This window comes from Variovorax sp. 01T432, assembly GCF_056398605.1.
Genome location: NZ_JBFTPS010000014.1, coordinates 22,885 through 41,187, shown reverse-complemented (window position 1 = coordinate 41,187; position 18,303 = coordinate 22,885). Strand labels below are relative to the sequence as shown.

The following is an 18,303-nucleotide window of genomic DNA, read 5'->3' as shown; positions in this document are numbered from 1 at the left end:
CTAAGGAGTCCGACACATGGAACGCGATCAAGCCAGCCAGTTCATCAACGAACTGCTCAAGCTCATGGTGAGCCGCAATGGCAGCGACCTGTTCATCACGGCCGAGTTCCCGCCGGCGATCAAGGTCGACGGCAAGGTCACCAAGGTGTCGGCCCAGGCGCTCGGCCCGCAGCACACGCTGGCGCTCACGCGCTCGATCATGAACGACCGCCAGACGGCCGAGTTCGAGCGCACCAAGGAGTGCAACTTCGCGATCTCGCCGACGGGCATCGGCCGCTTCCGCGTTAACGCCTTCATGCAGCAGGGCAAGGTCGGCATGGTGCTGCGGACCATCCCCGCCAAGCTGCCGACCATCGACGGACTGGGCATGCCGCAGGTGCTGAAGGACGTGGCCATGACCAAGCGCGGCCTCACCATCCTGGTGGGCGCCACCGGCTCGGGCAAGTCGACCACGCTGGCCGCGATGATCGACTGGCGCAACGAGAACTCCTACGGCCACATCGTGACGGTCGAGGACCCGGTGGAGTTCGTGCACCCGCACAAGAACTGCGTGGTGACCCAGCGCGAGGTCGGCATCGACACCGACAGCTGGGAAGCGGCGCTCAAGAACACGCTGCGCCAGGCGCCGGACGTGATCCTGATGGGCGAGATCCGCGACCGCGAGACCATGGAGCATGCCGTGGCCTTCGCCGAGACCGGGCACCTGTGCATGGCCACGCTGCATGCCAACAGCGCCAACCAGGCGCTGGACCGGATCATCAACTTCTTCCCCGAGGAACGCCGGGCCCAGTTGCTGATGGACCTGTCGCTGAACCTCCGCGCGCTGGTGTCGCAGCGCCTGATCCCGACCGAGGATGGGCACGGCCGCATCGCGGCGGTGGAGATCATGCTGAACACGCCGCTGATCTCCGACATGATCTTCAAGGGCGAGGTCGGCGAGATCAAGGAGATCATGAAGAAGAGCCGCAACCTCGGCATGCAGACCTTCGACCAGGCGCTGTTCGACCTGTTCGAAGGCAATGCGATCTCCTTCGAGGATGCGATCCGCAATGCCGACTCGGCGAACGACCTGCGGCTGCAGATCAAGCTGAACAGCCAGCGCGCCCGCACGACGGACCTCTCGGCCGGCACCGAGCATTTCGCAATCATCTGATGTTGGCCCCCCGGCTTTTCACTTCGCTTCGCTGCGTGTAATTCGCCACCCCCCGGGGGGGCGGCGCGGCCGCCTTGGGGCGGCCCGGCGGCGGCCGCATGGTTGGCCCCCCGGCAGCACCGGACGCGGCCGTCACGCCACGGCGCTAAGCTATGGGCCATGAGCAGCCTCAACCCCAAAACCTACGACTCCATCCCCTCGCAGAAGGTCGCCTTCCTCGGCCTCGGCGTGATGGGCTATCCCATGGCCGGCCACCTCGCGTTGGCGGGCCACAGCGTGACGGTCTTCAACCGCAGCGCGGAGAAGGCCACCGCCTGGCAGAAGGAACTCGGACCGCAGGCCAAGGGCACTCTGGCCCATGCCGCCACGCCGCACGGCGCGGCCTCGAACGCCGATATCGTCTTCTGCTGCGTGGGCAACGACGATGACCTGCGTTCGGTCGTGCTCGGGGAGAACGGCGCCCTGGCCGGCATGGCGCCCGGATCGGTCTTCGTCGACCACACGACGGCTTCGGCCGACGTGGCGCGCGAACTGTCGAAGGCGGCACTCGAACTCGGCCTCCAGTTCATCGATGCGCCCGTCTCCGGCGGCCAGGCCGGCGCCCAGAATGGCGCGCTGACCGTGATGTGCGGCGGCGACAAGGCGGCCTTCGAGCGCGTCAAGCCGGTGATCGGCGCCTTCGCGCGCGCGGTCACCCTGCTGGGCGAGAGCGGCGCGGGTCAGCTCGCGAAGATGGTCAACCAGATCGCCATCGCCGGCCTGGTGCAGGGCCTGTCGGAGGCCATCGCCTTCGGCCAGCGCGCCGGCCTGGACATGAACGAGGTGCTGGCCGTCATCGGCAAGGGCGCCGCGCAAAGCTGGCAGATGGACAACCGCGGCAAGACCATGATCGAAGGCAAGTTCGACTACGGCTTCGCGGTCGACTGGATGCGCAAGGACCTGGGCCTGGTGCTCGACGAAGCCAAGCGCAACGGCGCCCGGCTGCCGGTGACGGCGCTGGTCGACCAGTTCTACGCCGACGTGCAGCAAGCCGGCGGCGGGCGCTGGGACACCTCGAGCCTGATCACCCGGATCAAGTAGGCGCCGGGGCCGCGGGCCCTCAGCGGATCGGCGTGGCGGTCGCGCCGCCGGCCGGTGCCGGCAGCGGCTCCATCGGAGGCAGCGGCACGTTCGAGCGCGACGACGATACCGGCACAGTGCTCGAGCCGCCCGAGGCGCTCGAACTGCCCTGGGGCACCTGGTTCGCGAGTTCCGCTTCGCTGACGACCTCGACCATGCGCACCACCTTCTGCACACCCGACACCCCGCGCGCGATATCGGTCGCGCGATCGGTCTCACGCCGGGTGGCGATGCCCATCAGGTAGACCACGCCCCGCTCGGTCACGACCTTGAAGGAATTGGCGAAGACATCCTTCGCGTCCAGCAGCGATGCCTTGACCTTGCCGCTGATGAAGAGATCGCTGGAGCGCTCCTGGAAGGTGCTCGATGGACCGACCGTCAGCTCGTTGACGACCGAGCGCACGGTGTCGACCCGCTGGATCAGCTCCTCGACACGCCGGCGATCGGCCTCGCTGCCCACGGAGCCCGTCAGCAGCACCTGGTGGTTGAAGCTCGTGATGCTGACGTACATCTGGTCGTTGGCGATCTCGCGCACGCGTGCGCTGCCGCGCAGCTCGATGGTCTGGTCGTCGAGTTGCGCGCCCGAGCTTCGGCGGTCGGTCGCGACCATGCCGGCGCCCACCGCCCCGCCCACCACCAGCGGCACGCAGGCTGAAAGGCCGGCGACCAACGCGGCGCCCGCGGTCAATGCAATGGCGATGCGTTGGATGGATGTCGTCATATGGAACCTTCCTGTTCTCCGAGTAGCTGGGCATCCACACCGTCGCACAGGCAATGCAGCGCGAGCAGGTGGACTTCGTGGATTCGTGCCGCACGCTCGTGCGGCACGCAGATCTGGACATCGGTTTCGCGCAGCGCCCGCCCCACGGCACCGCCCGGGCTGCTGCTGGCGCCGCCGCCGGGCGCATTGCCGAGCAGCGCGACCACCGTCATGTCGCGGGCATGGGCCGCCGCGACCGCGGCCAGCACGGCCGCCGACTGGCCGCTGGCGCTCAAGGTGAGCAACACGTCCCCGGCCTGGCCCAGTGCGCGAACCTGGCGCGCGAAGCGGTCGACGTCGATGGCGTTGGCGGTGTCCGCCGCGGGGTCGGTGGTGTCGCCGGGAAGGGCGATCGCGCCCAGTTCAGGGCGGTCGCGTTCGAATCGGCCGACGAACTGCGCGGCGAACTGCGCGGCGAGCAGGCCCGAGACGCCGGCCCCGCACGCGAGGATCTTGCCACCGCTTGTCACGCACGCAAGCAACGCCTGCATGGCCTGGCCAATCGGTTTGCTGAGAAGCGGGCCTGCCTGGTACTTGAGGTCGGCGCTGTCGATGAAGTGCTGCTGAATCCGTTGCTCGAGCATGGGGCGCGATGATAACTGTGCGTGATGAAACAAGATGTGCATGGTTGAGCATCCGGCGGGCCGCGAGGTTCCGCTGGACGCTCAACCCGCGTCGAAGGCGCCCTGGATCCACTCGATGCGCTCCTCGAGCAGGACCACGTCGAAGCGGCATGGCGGCAGCACGCGCAGGCGGCTGATGTAGTGCCGCGCGGCGAAGACGATGCGGCGCTGCTTCACCCCTGTGATGCTGCCTCCGGCGCCGCCATGCAGGGCATTCGCGCGCTGTCGCACCTCCACGAACACCAGCGTGCCGTCGCGCGGATCGCGCATGATGAGGTCGATCTCGCCGCCGCCGCGCCCCGGGGTTCGATAATTGCGCGCGACCAGGCCGAGCCCCGCCGCCTGCAGATGGTCGAGCGCGGCGTCTTCCGCCGCGTCGCCGCGCTGCTTTGTCGTCATCCCTGATGAGCCCCCTGCTGTCTTGTTCTGGAGAATCCATTGAATTCACTCGCTCCCGCCTCGTTCGGCGCCGCCCTGAAGGCCGCAAGCGATGCCGCGGGTGCGCAGCATTATCCGCAGGCGACGCTCTACGTGGTCGCCACGCCGATCGGCAACCTCGCGGACATCACGCTGCGCGCGCTGCATGTACTGCAGATCGTCGATGCCGTCGCCTGCGAGGACACGCGCCACACCCACAGCCTGCTGCGGGCCTACGGGCTCGACCGCCCCTCCAGCCAGCTGCTCGCCCTGCACCAGCACAACGAGGCTGAGGCCGCGCAGGCGGTGGTCGCGCGGCTGGCGGGCGGCGAACGCATCGCCTACGTGAGCGACGCCGGCACGCCCGGCGTGAGCGACCCCGGCGCGCGCCTGGTCGCCGCCGTGCGACAGGCCGGCCATCGCGTGCTGCCGCTGCCAGGTGCCAGCAGCGTGACCACGCTGATCGGTGCGGCCGGGCTGGTCGCGGCGAGCGACGCGAGCAGCGGCTTCGTCTTCGCCGGCTTCCTGCCCACTAAGGCGGGCGAGCGCGATGCCGCCGTGCTCGCGCTGGCGGGCGAGGCGCGCAGCGTGGTGCTGCTGGAGGCGCCCCATCGCATCGAAGCCCTGGCGCGCGCGCTGGCCACGCTGGGCGAGCGGCCCGTCACCGTCGGCCGGGAGCTCACCAAGCAGTTCGAGGAGATCGCCACCGTCGCGGCGAGCGCCCTGCCCGGCTGGTTCGCCGCCAGCCGCGACCGCACGCGTGGCGAGTTCGCCCTGGTGCTGCATCCCAGGACCATGGTGCAGGACGACGGCGTCGAGGGCGAACGCGTGCTGCGCCTGCTGCTGGAGGAGCTGCCGCTCAAGAGCGCGGTGCGCCTTGCGGCCGAGATCAGCGGCGCGCCGCGCAACGCACTCTACGACGCGGCCCTGCGCATGCGCGAGGAACCCGCCGACTGAGAGCGCTCAGGCATCGAGTTCCGGGTAGCAGCGGAAGATGCCTTCCTCATTGAAGGGAATGCGGCGCGGGCTCTGCAGGTAGTCGTGCACCCGTTGCCGGTGGCCGATGTTGAGGTGCAGCTTGGCCACCGCCGGCGTCTGCGCCATCGCGCGCGCCGTGGCCTTGGGGAAGGCGTAGCGCAAGCCCGCCACCAGCTGGAACAGGGAGAGATCGGCGTAGGTCAGGGCATCGCCGACCAGGTGCAGGTCGCCCGCGGGGTTGCGCCGCAGCACCTGCTCGAACCAACCGAGGAACTTCGGGATGCGCTCCTCCCTGAAGGCCTTGGCACGCGCCAGCGCGGCTTCGCGCTGGTCCTCGTAATAAAGGCTGCTCGAAATCGGATGGTGCGTGTCGTGCGCCTCGACCACCGCGTCGGCGATGGTGAGCTGCAACTGATGCGTCCACAGCACGTCGGCCTCGCCGACGCCCCCGAGGCCCAGGCGCGGGCCGAGGTACAGCAGGATCGCGGCGGTCTGGCCCACGACGATGTCGCCGTCGACCAGGAAGGGTGGCGCGAATGCGGCGCGCGGGTTTTGCGGGTCGCCGAGGCGCTCGCACAGCGCGGCTTCGCCGCCGCCCCTGGAAGGCGGCTCGCGGGCGACGTCGACATAGGGGGCACCCGCCGCTTCGAGCGCGAGGCGAACGAATTCGCCGCGCCCCTGGATGGTGGGCCAGTAGTGAAGCTGGTAGGTCAAGGAAGGCCTCGCCTGGTAGTACGGAGACCCCGAGGATAAGGAGTAAGGAGGCCGGGTCCAAGGCCTCGACCGGGGCCGCGTCGACCGCGACGCCAGCACGCGTCCCTAGGGACGACGTGTATCTGACGACGGAATTAAAGAGCTAAAGTGACCCGTGCATCCCCCAGACGATCGCCAGGTCAAGCATGACGACCCTCCACCGCCACCTGTTCGCGCATGAGGCGTCGCGCCGCGTGCGCGATGTCGTCCTCTCGGCCACCGACGACCCGCAGACGCTCAGGGAGAAGTTCGCGCGCATCGTGCTGGACGAGATGTACCAGTTCGTCGGGCTGCTCGACGTCGACGGGATGACCCTGGAGATCAACCGGGCGGCGCTGGAGGGCGCGGGCATCCGACTCGACGACATCCAGGGCAGGCCCTTCTGGGACGCGCGCTGGTGGGCGGTGTCGAAGGAGACGGTGGCCGCGACACGCGAGTTCGTGCGACGCGCGAGCCGGGGCGAGTTCGTGCGCTGCGACACCGAGGTGTATGGCAGGGCCAGCGGCGAGGAGACCATCGTCATCGACTTCTCGCTGCTGCCCGTCAGGGACCAGGACGGCCGCATCGTGTTCCTGCTGGCCGAGGGCCGCAACATCACCGAGAAGAAGCGTGCCGAGGCCGAGATCGCTCGCAAGACGGAGGAATTGCAGCGCCTGCTCGACAAGGTGCGCCAGCTCGATCAGCTCAAGAGCGACTTCTTCGCCAACATCAGCCACGAGCTGCGGACGCCGCTGGCGCTGATCCTGGGGCCGGCCGAGACCATTCTTTCCAGCGGCAACAACCTCACCGATCTGCAGCGTCGCGACCTGAGCGTCATTCATCGGAACGCCGCGACGCTGCTCAACCACGTCAACGATCTGCTCGATCTCGCCAAGCTCGATGCGGGCAAGATGAGGCTGAACTACGCACGCATCGACCTCGCGCGCGCGGTGCGCCGGGTCGCGGAGCAGTTCCATGCGCTCGCGCCGCAGCGCCCGGTGGCCTACGTGATCGCGACGCCCGATGCGCTGCAAGCGGAAGTCGATCCCGAGAAGTTCGAGCGGGTGCTGCTGAATCTTCTGTCAAATGCCTTCAAGTTCACGCCGGCCGGCGGCCGCATCCGCTGCGCGCTGGAGCCCGGCACGAGCGATTCATTCGTGCTCAGCGTCCAGGACAGCGGTCCGGGCGTGCCACCCGCCATGCGGGCCGCGATCTTCGAGCGCTTCCGCCAGGCGCAGGAAGGCACCACGCGCGATGTCGGCGGCACCGGCCTCGGCCTGGCGATCGCCAAGGAGTTCGTCGACCTGCACCGGGGGACGATCGCGGTGTCGCAGGCGCCGGGCGGCGGTGCGATGTTCCAGGTGGAGATCCCCTCGCACGCCCCGGCCGGGTCCTATGTGCGCGAGCTGGAGGCGGCGGCCGGTCTTGAGCGGGAGCACCGCGCCATCGGGGACGCGATCGCGGGCCTGCAGCCGATCGACATCGAGGCCGAGACCCCCGAAGCGGCGGCACCGGACGACGACCGGCCCACGGTGCTGGTGGTCGAGGACAACGCCGACATGCGGCGCTTCATCACGGACGTGCTCGCGAGCGACTACCGCGTGGCCGCGGCCGCGGACGGCATGCAGGCGCTGGCGCGCGCCGAGGCCGATCCGCCCGATCTCGTCCTGACCGACCTGATGCTGCCCAAGCTCGGCGGCGATCGACTCGTCGCCGAGATGCGCAAGCAGCCACGCCTGATGCAGGTGCCGGTGCTGGTGCTGTCCGCCAAGGGCGACGAGGCGCTGAGATCGCGGCTGCTGGCTGAGTCGGTGCAGGACTACGTCACCAAGCCGTTCTCCGCCCACGAGTTGCGTGCCCGGGTGCGCAACCTCGTCTCGATGAAACGGGCGCGCGACGCGCTGCAGCGCGAACTGGCGACCCAGAACGAAGACCTGTCCCAGATGACGCGCCAGCTCATTGCCAACCGCCAGGCCCTGCAGCGCAACATGGAGGCGCTGCTGGAGTCCGAACAGCGGTGGCGGGCGCTGTACGAACACTCGCCGGTGGGCATCGCGCTGATGGACTCGAGCGGCCAGATCCGCACGACCAATCCCGCATTCCAGCGCATGCTTGGCTATTCGCGCGAGGAGATCCGCACATGCTCCCTGCTGAAGATCACGCCCGAGGAAGATCATGCCGTCATGCAATCGCGGGTCGCCGGGCTCTTCGCGGGCGAGGTCCGGGAGTACCACCTCCAGAGGCGCTATCAACACAAGGAAGGGCACGTCGTGTGGGCGAACACCAGCGTATCCATCATCCCTGCCTCGGGCCGCACACCCCGGATGCTCGTGGTCGTCGCCGAGGACATCACCGAGGGCAAGCGGGCGGCCGAAGCGCTGGCGAACGCGCAGAACGAGATCGCGCGCGTCTCGCGCGTCTCGACATTGGGCGAACTCGCCGCGTCGATCGCCCATGAGGTGAACCAGCCGCTGGCGGCCATCGTCGCCAACGGCCACGCCAGCCTGCGATGGCTGGATGCGCAACCGCCCAACGAAGGCGAGGCCGAGGCGGCGGTGTCGCGCATCATCAGGGACGCCAACCGGGCGAGCGAGGTGATCGCGAGAATCCGCGGCTTTCTCAAGCGGGGGGAGGTCCAGCACGCCCGGGTCGACGTCGAGGCCGTCATCGGCGAGGTGATCGACCTGGTGCGGGGCGAAGCTCGCGCGCAGGGCGTATCGCTGCGGCACACGCCGGCGCGCGACCTCCCCGCGGTGATGGCCGATCGCGTGCAGGTACAGCAGGTCATCCTCAATCTCGTGATGAATGCGCTGGAGGCAATGAGTTCGACCGAAGGGCCCCGGGTGCTCGCGGTGAGCGCGCACCGGCACGGCTCGGACACCCTGCTCGTCGAGGTCCGCGATACGGGCGCGGGCATCGGCACGGCGGATCGGGACCGCATCTTCGACGCGTTTCACACGACCAAGCCCGAGGGCATGGGCATGGGCCTGGCCATCAGCCGCTCGATCGTCGAGATGCACGGCGGGCGCTTGTGGGCGACGCCCAACGAGGACCGGGGGGAGATCTTCCGATTCACTCTGCCGATCGATCACGCATGAACCCCATCGTCCTGGTCGTGGATGACGACCTGTCCGTGCGCGAGGCGCTCAGCAGCCTGATCCGATCGGTCGGGCTGCGGGTCGAGACCTTCGCGTCCGCGCAGGAGTTCCTGGCCTTTCAGCGCCCCGATGCGCCCGCCTGCCTCGTGCTCGACGTGCGCATGCCCGGGCAGAGCGGCCTGGAGCTGCAGCGCGAACTCTCTCGGGTGAATAGCGAGATTCCCATCATCTTCATCACCGGCCACGGCGACATCCCGATGACCGTGCGCGCCATGAAGGCCGGCGCGGTGGACTTCCTGCCCAAGCCCTTTCGCGACCAGGACCTGCTCGACGCCATCGCGCACTCGCTGGAGCGGGACGAGGCGACACGGCGGCAGCGGGCCGAGCTGGGCGAGATCCAGGCCCGGTACGACACGCTGACCCCGCGCGAGCGGGAGGTGATCGACCTCATCATGCGCGGCATGCGCAACAAGCAGTCGGCCGCCGAGCTCGGCATCACCGAGATCACGGTCAAGGTCCATCGCCACAACGCGATGCAGAAGATGGCCGCGCGCTCGGTGCCGGCGCTGGTCGGCATGGTCGAGCGGCTGCGCCAGTCCAGGGGCGCCGCCCACCGCGCCTGAGCCGCCGCGCCCTGTCGGAAAGACCCACCGGTCTAAACCTAGGTGCGATGGCGCGCCGGTCGACCGCTCCTTACTCTTCACTTCACGCAACCCGGCGCGAGGTTGCGCAGCGAATCGACACAAGGAGACATCGATATGGCGGTTCTTGAGAGACTGGACTGGTACGACCTGGCCCGAAGCACCAACTGGACGCCGACCTACGTCGCGGAGTCCGAGTTGTTCCCCACCGAACTCTCCGGCGACATGGGCATACCCATGGCCGACTGGGAAAGCTACGACGAGCCGTACAAGCAGACCTACCCCGAATACGTGAAGGTGCAGCGGGAGAAGGACTCGGGCGTCTATTCGGTCAAGGGCGCACTCGAGCGCAGCAAGATGTTCGAGAACGCCGACCCCGGCTGGCTCAGCGTGATCAAGGCCCACTACGGCGCCATCGCGCGCGCCGAGTACGCCGCCGCGTCGGCCGAGGCACGCATGGCGCGCTTCGCGAAGGCGCCCGGCCAGCGCAACATGGCGACGATGGGCATGCTCGACGAGATCCGCCACGGGCAGATCCAGCTGTTCTTCCCGCACGAGTACGTCTCGAAGGATCGCCAGTTCGACTGGGCCTTCAAGGCCTACGACACGAACGAGTGGGCCATCATCGCCGCGCGCCACCTGTTCGACGACATGATGAACACGCGCAGCGCCGTGGGCGTCGGCCTGATGCTGACCTTCGCCTTCGAGACCGGATTCACCAACATGCAGTTCCTGGGCCTGGCCGCCGACGCCGCCGAGGCCGGCGACTGGACTTTCGCCAGCATGATCTCCAGCGTGCAGACTGACGAGTCGCGCCATGCGCAGATCGGCGGCGCGCTGCTTCCCATCCTGATGGCCAATGGCAAGAAGGCCGAAGCCCAGCGCATGATCGACATCGCCTTCTGGCGCTCGTGGAAGCTGTTCTCGGTGCTGACCGGCCCGATGATGGACTACTACACGCCGCTGGCCCATCGCAAGCAGTCGTTCAAGGAGTTCATGCTCGAGTGGATCGTCACGCAGTTCGAGCGTTCGATCCTCGACCTCGGCCTCGACAAGCCCTGGTACTGGGACCAGTTCCTCAAGGAGTTGGACGACCAGCACCACGGCATGCACATGGGCGTGTGGTTCTGGCGGCCGACCGTGTGGTGGAACCCCGCCGCGGGCATGACCCCCGAGGACCGCGCGTGGCTGGAGGAGAAGTACCCCGGCTGGAACGAGCGCTGGGGCCGGCAATGGGACGTGATCATCGACAACCTGCTCGCGGGCAAGCGTGAACTGACCTACCCCGAGACGCTGCCCGTCGTGTGCAACATGTGCCAGCTGCCGATCAACAACGCGCCGGAGAAGGTGGCCGACCATCCGCTGCAGCACAAGGGCCGCTGGTATCACTTCTGCTCCGACGGCTGCAAGTGGTGCTTCGAACAGGAACCCGAGCGCTACGAAGGCCACCTCTCGCTGATCGACCGCTTCCTCGCCGGGATGATCCAGCCGATGGATCTTGGCGGAGGCCTCAAGTACATGAGCCTGGCGCCGGGCGAGATCGGCGACGACGCCCACGGCTACGCCTGGGTCGAAGGCTACCGGAACCGCATCAAGGCCGCGGCCTGAGCGCGCAATTCTTCGTTCAACAGACATGCGGGTCGCGCATCGGGTGCGCGCCCGCGAGGAGACAACTGAATGGCACTTTTTCCATTGACCGCGAAGTTCCAGGGGGACTTCGTCCTGCAACTGCTTCCGGTGGACACCGAGAACAGCATGGACCAGGTGGCCGCCGCCGCGGCCCACCACAGCGTGGGTCGCCGCGTGGCGGCCCGGCCGGGCCACGTCATGCGCGTGCGACGGCAAGGCGCGAGCGAGCTCCTGGCGCGAAGCACCAAGGTGGCCGACGCCGGCCTGCTGCCCATGGAGTGCATCGAAGTGATCTGGGAGTCGGCCGCGGCCGGCCATTGAGAACCGCGGAGCATTTCKACATGGCATTCACCAAGATCTGCAGCCTGGACGACGTCTGGGAAGGCGAAATGGAATCCTTCGAGGTGGGCGGCATCGACGTGATCGTCGCCTGCATCGAGGGCGGCGACCTCAAGGCCTACCAGGCCGTGTGTCCGCACCAGGACATCCCGCTGATCGAAGGCAAGTTCGACGGCAAGACGCTGATCTGCCGAGCCCATCAGTGGGTGTTCGACGCCTGCACCGGCAAGGGCATCAACCCCGGCGACTGCCAGCTGGCGAGCTACCCCATCAAGATCGAAGGCAAGGACGTGTACATCGACACCGCGGACGTCGCGCCCTTGTTCGCCCACAGCTGATGCGGTACGCATCACACCACCCCCAGGAGACAGCATGAGCAACGCAATCACCGTCGAGCAGAACAACATGGTGGGCCCCGTTCTCCGCCAGGGCGAGGTGGCCAACGCCGTCGCCGAGGCGGCCGCCCTGGACAACCCCGGCAAGAAGGTCGCGGTGGACGACAAGGTCGCCTACATCCGCGTGCAGACCGACAGCGAAATGATCATCCGCCGCGCGACGATCGAGGAGATGCTGGGTCGATCCTTCGCCATGCGCGATCTCGAAGTCAACCTGTCGTCATTCGCCGGGCGCATCGAGACCGGGCCGGAACATATCCGGTTCTATTTCCAGAAGCACATCTGAGTCGGCCACGGCCCATTCATCAAGGAGACATTCATGAGCGAAGTCGAAGTCCTCAAGCCACTCAGGACCTGGAGCCACCTGGCGGGCCGCCGGCGCAAGCCGAGCGAATACGAGATCGTATCCGTCGGGCTGCACTACAGCGACCGTGACGAGAACGCACCCTTCGAGCTCGACCCCGACCTGTTCATGGCGCGCTGGTACAAGAAGTACCGCAACGCCAGTCCGCTCAGGCATGACGACTGGAATGCCTTTCGCGATCCCGACGAACTGGTCTATCGCACCTACAACATGCTCCAGGACGGGCAGGAAACCTACGTCTTCAGCCTGTTCGACCAGTTCAACGAACGCGAGCACGACAAGGCGCTGGAGTCCACCTGGGCAGGAACGCTGGCGCGCATCTACACGCCCGGGCGCTACCTGTTCCACACATTGCAGATGGCCTCGGCGTATGTGATGCAGATGGCGCCGGCCAGCACCATCACCAACTGCAACGCCTTCCAGGCCGCCGATTCGCTGCGCTGGCTCAGTCACACGGCCTATCGGACGAAGGAACTGTCGCTGACCCATGTCGGCAAGGGCCTGGGCACCGACGAGCGCCGTTACTGGGAGACCGACCCCGCCTGGCAGGGCATGCGCGAACTGATGGAGAAGGTCCTGGCCACCTGGGACTGGGGCGAGGCCTTCGTCGCCTTGAACCTGGTGGCCAAGCCGGCCATCGAGGAAGCCGTGCTGCGCAAGCTGGGCGAAGCCGGCCGCCACAATGGCGACACGCTGCTGGGCATGCTGACCGATGCGCAACTGCTCGACGGCGCGCGCCACCGGCGGTGGGCGGGCGCCCTGGCGAAGATGGCGAGCGCCGTGCCGGGCAATGCCGAGGTCATCAAGGGCTGGATCGCCAAGTGGGAACCGATGGCCGACCGCGCCATCGACCTGTTCGCCGCGGCCATTCCCGACGTGCCGAATGCCGCAGCCGACGCCAAGGCTGCCACGCGCGAGTTCCGCCGTTCGATCGGGCTCTGACATCCACCGATCGCGGGAGGCGACGGGCGTCGCCTCCGCGCGTCATCTGCAAGGTTCAACATGGTCGATCGAATCCGTATCGACGGGGGCGCTGTTTCCGTCGACCAGGCCCCTGGAGACACCGTGCTGCGCGCGGCGCTGCGCGCCGGGCTGGGCTTTCCCTATGAATGCAACTCCGGCGGTTGCGGCACCTGCAGGTTCGACTTGGTCGAGGGCCAGATCGATGACCTGTGGCCCGCCGCGCCGGGCCTGAGCGAGCGCGATCGCCAACGCCACCGCCATCTGGCCTGCCAGTGCCGCGCGGTTGGTGAAGTGGCCATCAAGGTGCGGCTGGGCGACGAATACGTGCCGCGCAAGAAGCCACGGCGCCGCGCAGCGCGCCTGGCCGGTGTGGCTGACATCACGCACGATCTGCGCGAGTTCCGCTTTGCGAGCGACATGCCCGCGGACTTCCTGCCCGGGCAGTTCGCGAGCCTGAAGCTGCCCGGCGTGCCCTCGGCGCGCGCGTACTCGATGTCCAACCTGCCCAACGCCGAGGGCGATTGGCACTTCCAGGCCAGGCGCGTGCCCGGCGGCCTGGGCACGACCTGCTTGTTCGACCAGCTTCGAACGGGGGATACGGTGGAGATCGATGGGCCCTATGGCCTGGCGTGGCTGCGTGAGGACAGCCCGCGCGACATCGTCTGCGTGGCGGGCGGATCGGGGCTGGCGCCGATGGTGTCCATCGCGCGCGGGGCGGCGGCGGCCGGTCTGCTGGCAACGCGCCAATTGCACTTCTTCTACGGCGCGCGCACCACGCGCGATGTGTGCGGCGAGTCGTTCCTGCGCGAGTTGCCGCAGGGCGCGTCGGCGATCCACTTCCACCCCGTCGTGTCGAGCCCGGAATCGGGCGAGACGCCGTGGCGCGGGGAGACCGGCTTCGTGCATCAGGCGGTCGTGCGGCAACTGGGTGGCGATCTTCCGAAGTACGAGTTCTATTTCGCCGGGCCGCCACCGATGACCCAGGCATTGCAGGAGCAATTGATGGTCAAGTCCCTGGTGCCGTTCCAGCAGATCCACTTCGATCGCTTCTTCTGAGCGGCAACGCAAGGTTTCACGCAGCCCCTCGCGGCCCAGGCCACGAGGGGCTTTTTGACGGCTTGCGATTGCTGCTTTCGTGAGATAGCATTCGCGTCGTGAGATTTTTGTCTCATAAAAATCACCTTAATGGACACGACCGCAAGGCACGCATTCTTGAAAGGACCCATTGCCATGCCACTCAACCCTGCAGAAATGGACCGCCGGCTCGACGAGCATTTCGGCTTCGAGGCCCGGGACGACGTCGCGGGCGTCCTGCACACCCTGGCCCCCGAGGTCGAGCACGACGTGGTCGGTTGGCCCACCGGGCCGAGCCGGGGCCGCGAGGCCGCCCGGCCGTTCTACGGAGCGCTGTTCGCCGACTTGTCGCACGGGCAGGTGAAGTCGTTGCGGCGCCTCTACGGCAATGGCTTCATGGTCGACGACTCCCTGTGGAGCGGCCGGGCGCCCGGGCGGCCGTTCGGGCTCGAGGGGCGGGGCCGGCCGTTGAGCTTCCGGCTGCTGCACATCATCGAGTTCTCGGACGACGCCCAGATCAGGCGCGAGAACGTGTGGGTCGACATGACGGCCATTGTTCGTCAGTTGCCGCAGGCCGTGCCCGAACCATGAGCGACATGGACCTGCGCCACCAGCAGAAGCAGCGCACCCGTCAGGCCCTCTTGCAGGCGGCGGCCGAGTTGATGTCGCGCGGCGGCCGGCCGACGCTGGAGGAAGTTGCCGCGCAGGCCCGGGTGTCCCGCGCCACGGCCTACCGTTATTTCCCGAGAGTCGAGGCGCTCTACCTGGAGGCCTCGATCGACGTCGACACGCCGGATGCCCAGCAGGTGCTGGCCGGCGCACCGGCGGCGAACCCGGTCGCGCGGCTGGAGCGCGTGGATGACGCGCTGCATGCGATGACAGTGGCCAACGAGGTGTCGCTGCGGCTGATGCTGGCGCAATCGCTGGAGCTCAGTGCCCGGGGCGAGACCGACGCGCAGTTGCCGGCGCGGCAGAACCGGCGCATGCCGCTGATCGAGGCCGCGCTCGCCCCGGCGAGCGACCGCTTCCTGCCCGCGGCGCTGAAGCATCTCAAGCATGCCCTGGCCCTGGTGATGGGCCCGGAGTCCGCCATCGTGTTCAAGGACGTGCTGCGGCTCGACGACGCCGAGGCACGCAAGGTCAGGCGCTGGGCCATTCGGGCCCTGGTCGCCGCAGCAGAAAGGAGCCAGTCATGAACCTTCTTCGCTCTCTCCATCTCGCGCCTCTTCGGAAGGGAGGCGCCGTCCTGGCCCTCGCCGGCGCAGCGGCCGCCGCCACCGCGGCACAGCCCGCCGCGGCGCCCGCCCGTGCCCTGCAACGGGGCCGCTACCTGGTCCAGGTGGCCGGCTGCAACGATTGCCACACGCCGAACTACGGCGCGAAGAATGGGCGAGTCGACGACCGCCTCTGGCTCACGGGTGACAGCGTCGGCTGGCAAGGCCCCTGGGGCACGACCTATGCCACCAACCTGCGGCTGCTTTTCGCCCGCATGAGCGAGCAGCAGTGGCTGCACCACGCGCGCACCATGGAGCCGAGGCCGCCAATGCCCTGGTTCAATGTCCGCGCGATGACGGACGCCGACCTGAAGGCCATCTATGCCTATGCCCGTTCGCTGGGTGCGGCGGGTACGCCGGCGCCTGCGTATGTGCCACCAGGCGGGAAGGCGGAAGGGCCGGTGGTGCGCTTTCCCTGAGTCGCAAGGAAAAGCTCGTGGTCAGGCTGGTCCGCTCACACCACGATGGCTCTCAAGCGGTGGGGCGACTTGAATTGCCAGACTGGGCAAACAAAAAGGCCGGAAGCTTCAAGAAGCTTCCGGCCTTGTGTGTGGTCCCGCCGCCAGGAATCGAACCTGGATCTCAGCCTTCGGAGGGCCGAATTCTATCCGTTGAAATACAGCGAGATGGGTGCTCCCAACGTGTCGGGTGCCTCGCATTATCGCTGATCACGCGCCGCTCGCCAGCGGCCGCGAAAAGCCCAGGCCGGCGAGGTAGACACGGAAGGTGCGGCGCCCCGTCGACACCAGGTCGAAGGCCTCCGGGTCGAGCAGCCAGTTCTGGATCAACCCCCCGATCAGCGCATGCAGGCCTTGCGCCGCGGTCGCCGCCGGAATCGGCAGCCCGATGCCCGCCCGGTGCGCCGCATGGAGCATGGCCTTCTCGAAGTCGATCACGCAGGCGTTGCGCGCCGCCAGGTGGCGCTGCTGCACCGATTCCATGTCGGGCGTGTATTCGACCTTGTGTGTCGCCACCTCGAACACGCGGCGGACCTGCGGGTCGGTCGTCATGAGCTTCAACGCCTCCACCATCACCCGTTCGACCTCGTCCATCGGATCGGCGTCGGCGCCGGCGTCCTGAACGCTCGCGGCCTGCAAGGCGGCTTCCAGCGGCAGCACCACGCGCTCCATCATGGCGTTGAACAGGGCCGCCTTGTCCTTGAAGTGCCAGTAGATGGCGCCCCGCGTCGCACCCGCCTTGTGCGCAATCTGCTGCAGCGAGGTCTGCGAGACGCCTTGCGCCTGGAACAGCACCTCGGCGGCATCGAGCAGGCGATGCCGAGTCTCCAGCGCTTCCTCCTTGGTACGACGAACCACCCTTGTCTCCTGTTTTGAATCAGACTGTCGCGGAATCTCGTCACTATACATGCATGAATGTATGTAAACTACCGGACTTCCCGATGGCCCGGTCCGCCGTGCTGCTTCTGGCACCGGTCGCGACCCAGCGCCGTCCCCCGTCCTCGCTTCAAAGGAATCGCATGCCCTTCCTGCATGTCTCGCGCCATTCGTTTCTTTCGCCGCGCCTGGCGGCCATTGCCGCCTCCTCGATCGTGGTGCTGGCCCTCGCGGCATGCGGCAAGAGCGATGCCCCCGCCGCACAGGGCGGGGGAGCAGGCGCCGCGCCGCCGCCGCCCGAAGTCGGCGTGGTGATCGCGACGCCGGGCGACGTCGGCCTGGTGACCGAGCTGCCCGGCCGGCTCGAAGCGACCCGCGTCGCCCAGGTGCGCGCCCGCGCGGCGGGAATCCTGCAGGAACGGCTGTTCCGTGAAGGCAGCGATGTGAAGGCCGGCCAGCCGCTGTTCCGCATCGATCCCGCACCTTACAACGCCGCCCTGCAAAGCGCCCAGGCCAGCCTGCAGCGCGCCGAGGCCAATGCGGCCCAGGCCAAGGCGCTGGCCGAGCGCTACAAGCCGCTGGTCGAGGCCAACGCCGTCAGCAAGCAGGAATACGCGAACGCGGTCGCGGCGCAGAAGGCGGCCGAGGCGGACATCGCCGTGGGCCGCGCCGCGGTCGCGACCGCGAAGATCAACCTGGGCTACGCAAGCGTGACGGCGCCGATCTCCGGTCGCATCGGCCGCGCGCTGGTGACGGAGGGCGCCCTCGTCGGCCAGGGCGATGCCACCGAGCTGGCCGTGATCCAGCAGATCAACCCGATGTACGTGAACTTCACCCAGTCGGCCACCGACGTGCTCAAGCTGCGGCGGGCCATGGAGGCCGGGCAGTTCAAGCGCGCCAGCGGAACCAACGCGGCCAGCGTGCGCGTGATCCTCGAGGACGGCACCGAATATGCGCTGCCCGGCAAGCTGCTGTTCTCCGACCTGACGGTCGATTCGACCACCGGCCAGGTCACGCTGCGCGCCGAAGTCCCGAACCCGAACGGCGAGCTGCTGCCCGGCCTCTATGTGCGCGTGAAGGTGGAGCAGGCGCAGGCCACCAATGCCATCACCGTCCCGCAGCAGGCGGTCACCCGCACCCAGCAGGGCGACACGCTCACCGTGGTCGGCCCCGACGGCAAGCTCGCCAAGCGCACGGTGAAGATCAGCGCGGCGCAGAACAACCAATGGGTGGTGCTCGACGGCCTGAAGGCCGGCGAACAGGTCATGGTGGACGGCTTCCAGAAGCTGCAGATGATGCCGCCCGGCACCGCCGTGAAGGCCGTGCCGTGGAAGGCGCCCACGCCGGCCGCCACGGCCGCCGCGCCCGCTGCCTCGGCCGCCGCCACGGCTCCGGCCGCGAAGCAGTAAG

20 protein-coding genes and 1 tRNA gene are annotated in these 18,303 nt (G+C 68.0%); 15 read left to right on the top strand and 6 right to left on the bottom strand.

Going from position 1 to position 18,303, the window contains the following annotated elements:
• The first annotated feature begins 16 nt into the window (after nucleotides 1-16).
• Both AC1DNF_RS13205 and AC1DNF_RS13200 read left to right on the top strand, forming a co-directional pair.
• The gene (locus AC1DNF_RS13205; RefSeq protein ID WP_478149055.1) at nucleotides 17-1,153 is read left to right on the top strand and encodes a PilT/PilU family type 4a pilus ATPase; all 1,137 of its coding nucleotides are present in this window, start codon (nucleotides 17-19) and stop codon (nucleotides 1,151-1,153) included.
• A gap of 159 nt (nucleotides 1,154-1,312) precedes the next feature.
• On the top strand, nucleotides 1,313-2,233 hold the full coding sequence (locus AC1DNF_RS13200) for an NAD(P)-dependent oxidoreductase (protein ID WP_478149054.1): 921 nt from the start codon (nucleotides 1,313-1,315) through the stop codon (nucleotides 2,231-2,233).
• A 19-nt stretch (nucleotides 2,234-2,252) separates the two neighbouring features.
• Here AC1DNF_RS13200 and AC1DNF_RS13195 read toward each other — a convergent pair whose 3' ends face one another.
• The 3 genes from AC1DNF_RS13195 to AC1DNF_RS13185 form a co-directional block, all read right to left on the bottom strand.
• Nucleotides 2,253-2,993, bottom strand: a complete 741-nt coding sequence (locus AC1DNF_RS13195; RefSeq protein ID WP_478149053.1) for a BON domain-containing protein — start codon at nucleotides 2,991-2,993, stop codon at nucleotides 2,253-2,255.
• The gene (locus AC1DNF_RS13190; RefSeq protein ID WP_478149052.1) at nucleotides 2,990-3,616 is read right to left on the bottom strand and encodes an SIS domain-containing protein; all 627 of its coding nucleotides are present in this window, start codon (nucleotides 3,614-3,616) and stop codon (nucleotides 2,990-2,992) included. The genes AC1DNF_RS13195 and AC1DNF_RS13190 overlap by 4 nt, the downstream gene beginning before the upstream one ends.
• Nucleotides 3,617-3,697: 81 nt before the next feature.
• Nucleotides 3,698-4,054 carry a YraN family protein gene (locus AC1DNF_RS13185; RefSeq protein WP_478149051.1) on the bottom strand — a complete coding sequence of 119 codons (357 nt, stop codon included), beginning with the start codon at nucleotides 4,052-4,054 and terminating at the stop codon, nucleotides 3,698-3,700.
• 39 nt (nucleotides 4,055-4,093) lie between these two features.
• Here AC1DNF_RS13185 and rsmI point away from each other — a divergent pair, with 39 nt between their 5' ends.
• Entirely contained in the window at nucleotides 4,094-5,029 is a 936-nt protein-coding gene (rsmI, locus tag AC1DNF_RS13180) for a 16S rRNA (cytidine(1402)-2'-O)-methyltransferase (RefSeq protein ID WP_478149050.1), read from the top strand.
• A gap of 6 nt (nucleotides 5,030-5,035) precedes the next feature.
• Here rsmI and AC1DNF_RS13175 read toward each other — a convergent pair whose 3' ends face one another.
• The gene (locus AC1DNF_RS13175; RefSeq protein ID WP_478149049.1) at nucleotides 5,036-5,764 is read right to left on the bottom strand and encodes a glutathione S-transferase; all 729 of its coding nucleotides are present in this window, start codon (nucleotides 5,762-5,764) and stop codon (nucleotides 5,036-5,038) included.
• Nucleotides 5,765-5,949: 185 nt separating this feature from the next.
• On the opposite strand from AC1DNF_RS13175, the gene AC1DNF_RS13170 reads away from it, so the two are divergent.
• From AC1DNF_RS13170 to AC1DNF_RS13120, 11 genes are all read left to right on the top strand, one after another.
• Nucleotides 5,950-8,880: an ATP-binding protein gene (locus AC1DNF_RS13170; protein ID WP_478149048.1), complete on the top strand. Its 2,931-nt coding sequence runs from the start codon at nucleotides 5,950-5,952 to the stop codon at nucleotides 8,878-8,880.
• The gene (locus AC1DNF_RS13165; protein ID WP_478149047.1) at nucleotides 8,877-9,503 is read left to right on the top strand and encodes a response regulator transcription factor; all 627 of its coding nucleotides are present in this window, start codon (nucleotides 8,877-8,879) and stop codon (nucleotides 9,501-9,503) included. The genes AC1DNF_RS13170 and AC1DNF_RS13165 overlap by 4 nt, the downstream gene beginning before the upstream one ends.
• A 135-nt stretch (nucleotides 9,504-9,638) precedes the next feature.
• Entirely contained in the window at nucleotides 9,639-11,129 is a 1,491-nt protein-coding gene (locus tag AC1DNF_RS13160; protein ID WP_478149046.1) for an aromatic/alkene/methane monooxygenase hydroxylase/oxygenase subunit alpha, read from the top strand.
• 69 nt (nucleotides 11,130-11,198) lie between these two features.
• Nucleotides 11,199-11,471, top strand: coding sequence for a toluene-4-monooxygenase system B family protein (locus AC1DNF_RS13155; RefSeq protein WP_478149045.1), 273 nt, complete (start codon nucleotides 11,199-11,201; stop codon nucleotides 11,469-11,471).
• 20 nt (nucleotides 11,472-11,491) lie between these two features.
• Nucleotides 11,492-11,827 carry a monooxygenase system ferredoxin subunit gene (locus tag AC1DNF_RS13150; protein ID WP_478149044.1) on the top strand — a complete coding sequence of 112 codons (336 nt, stop codon included), beginning with the start codon at nucleotides 11,492-11,494 and terminating at the stop codon, nucleotides 11,825-11,827.
• Nucleotides 11,828-11,861: 34 nt separating this feature from the next.
• Nucleotides 11,862-12,170 carry an MmoB/DmpM family protein gene (locus tag AC1DNF_RS13145; protein WP_478149043.1) on the top strand — a complete coding sequence of 103 codons (309 nt, stop codon included), beginning with the start codon at nucleotides 11,862-11,864 and terminating at the stop codon, nucleotides 12,168-12,170.
• Nucleotides 12,171-12,203: 33 nt separating this feature from the next.
• Nucleotides 12,204-13,190, top strand: a complete 987-nt coding sequence (locus tag AC1DNF_RS13140; protein WP_478149042.1) for an aromatic/alkene monooxygenase hydroxylase subunit beta — start codon at nucleotides 12,204-12,206, stop codon at nucleotides 13,188-13,190.
• Between the two features lie 60 nt (nucleotides 13,191-13,250).
• A complete protein-coding gene (locus tag AC1DNF_RS13135; RefSeq protein ID WP_478149041.1) occupies nucleotides 13,251-14,267 on the top strand; it encodes a 2Fe-2S iron-sulfur cluster-binding protein in 1,017 nt (338 codons plus the stop codon).
• A 174-nt stretch (nucleotides 14,268-14,441) separates the two neighbouring features.
• A complete protein-coding gene (locus AC1DNF_RS13130; RefSeq protein ID WP_478149040.1) occupies nucleotides 14,442-14,876 on the top strand; it encodes an ester cyclase in 435 nt (144 codons plus the stop codon).
• Nucleotides 14,873-15,481 carry a TetR/AcrR family transcriptional regulator gene (locus AC1DNF_RS13125; protein ID WP_478149039.1) on the top strand — a complete coding sequence of 203 codons (609 nt, stop codon included), beginning with the start codon at nucleotides 14,873-14,875 and terminating at the stop codon, nucleotides 15,479-15,481. Before AC1DNF_RS13130 ends, AC1DNF_RS13125 begins: the two co-directional genes overlap by 4 nt.
• On the top strand, nucleotides 15,478-15,978 hold the full coding sequence (locus AC1DNF_RS13120) for a c-type cytochrome (protein WP_478149038.1): 501 nt from the start codon (nucleotides 15,478-15,480) through the stop codon (nucleotides 15,976-15,978). Before AC1DNF_RS13125 ends, AC1DNF_RS13120 begins: the two co-directional genes overlap by 4 nt.
• A gap of 132 nt (nucleotides 15,979-16,110) precedes the next feature.
• Here the strand turns inward: AC1DNF_RS13120 and AC1DNF_RS13115 are convergent.
• Both AC1DNF_RS13115 and AC1DNF_RS13110 read right to left on the bottom strand, forming a co-directional pair.
• Nucleotides 16,111-16,185 (bottom strand) — tRNA-Arg (locus AC1DNF_RS13115).
• Between the two features lie 42 nt (nucleotides 16,186-16,227).
• Nucleotides 16,228-16,875, bottom strand: coding sequence for a TetR family transcriptional regulator (locus AC1DNF_RS13110; RefSeq protein ID WP_478149037.1), 648 nt, complete (start codon nucleotides 16,873-16,875; stop codon nucleotides 16,228-16,230).
• Between the two features lie 161 nt (nucleotides 16,876-17,036).
• Here AC1DNF_RS13110 and AC1DNF_RS13105 point away from each other — a divergent pair, with 161 nt between their 5' ends.
• Complete coding sequence (locus tag AC1DNF_RS13105; protein ID WP_478149036.1) at nucleotides 17,037-18,302, top strand: efflux RND transporter periplasmic adaptor subunit; 1,266 nt, start codon at nucleotides 17,037-17,039, stop codon at nucleotides 18,300-18,302.
• Nucleotide 18,303: the final 1 nt, after the last annotated feature.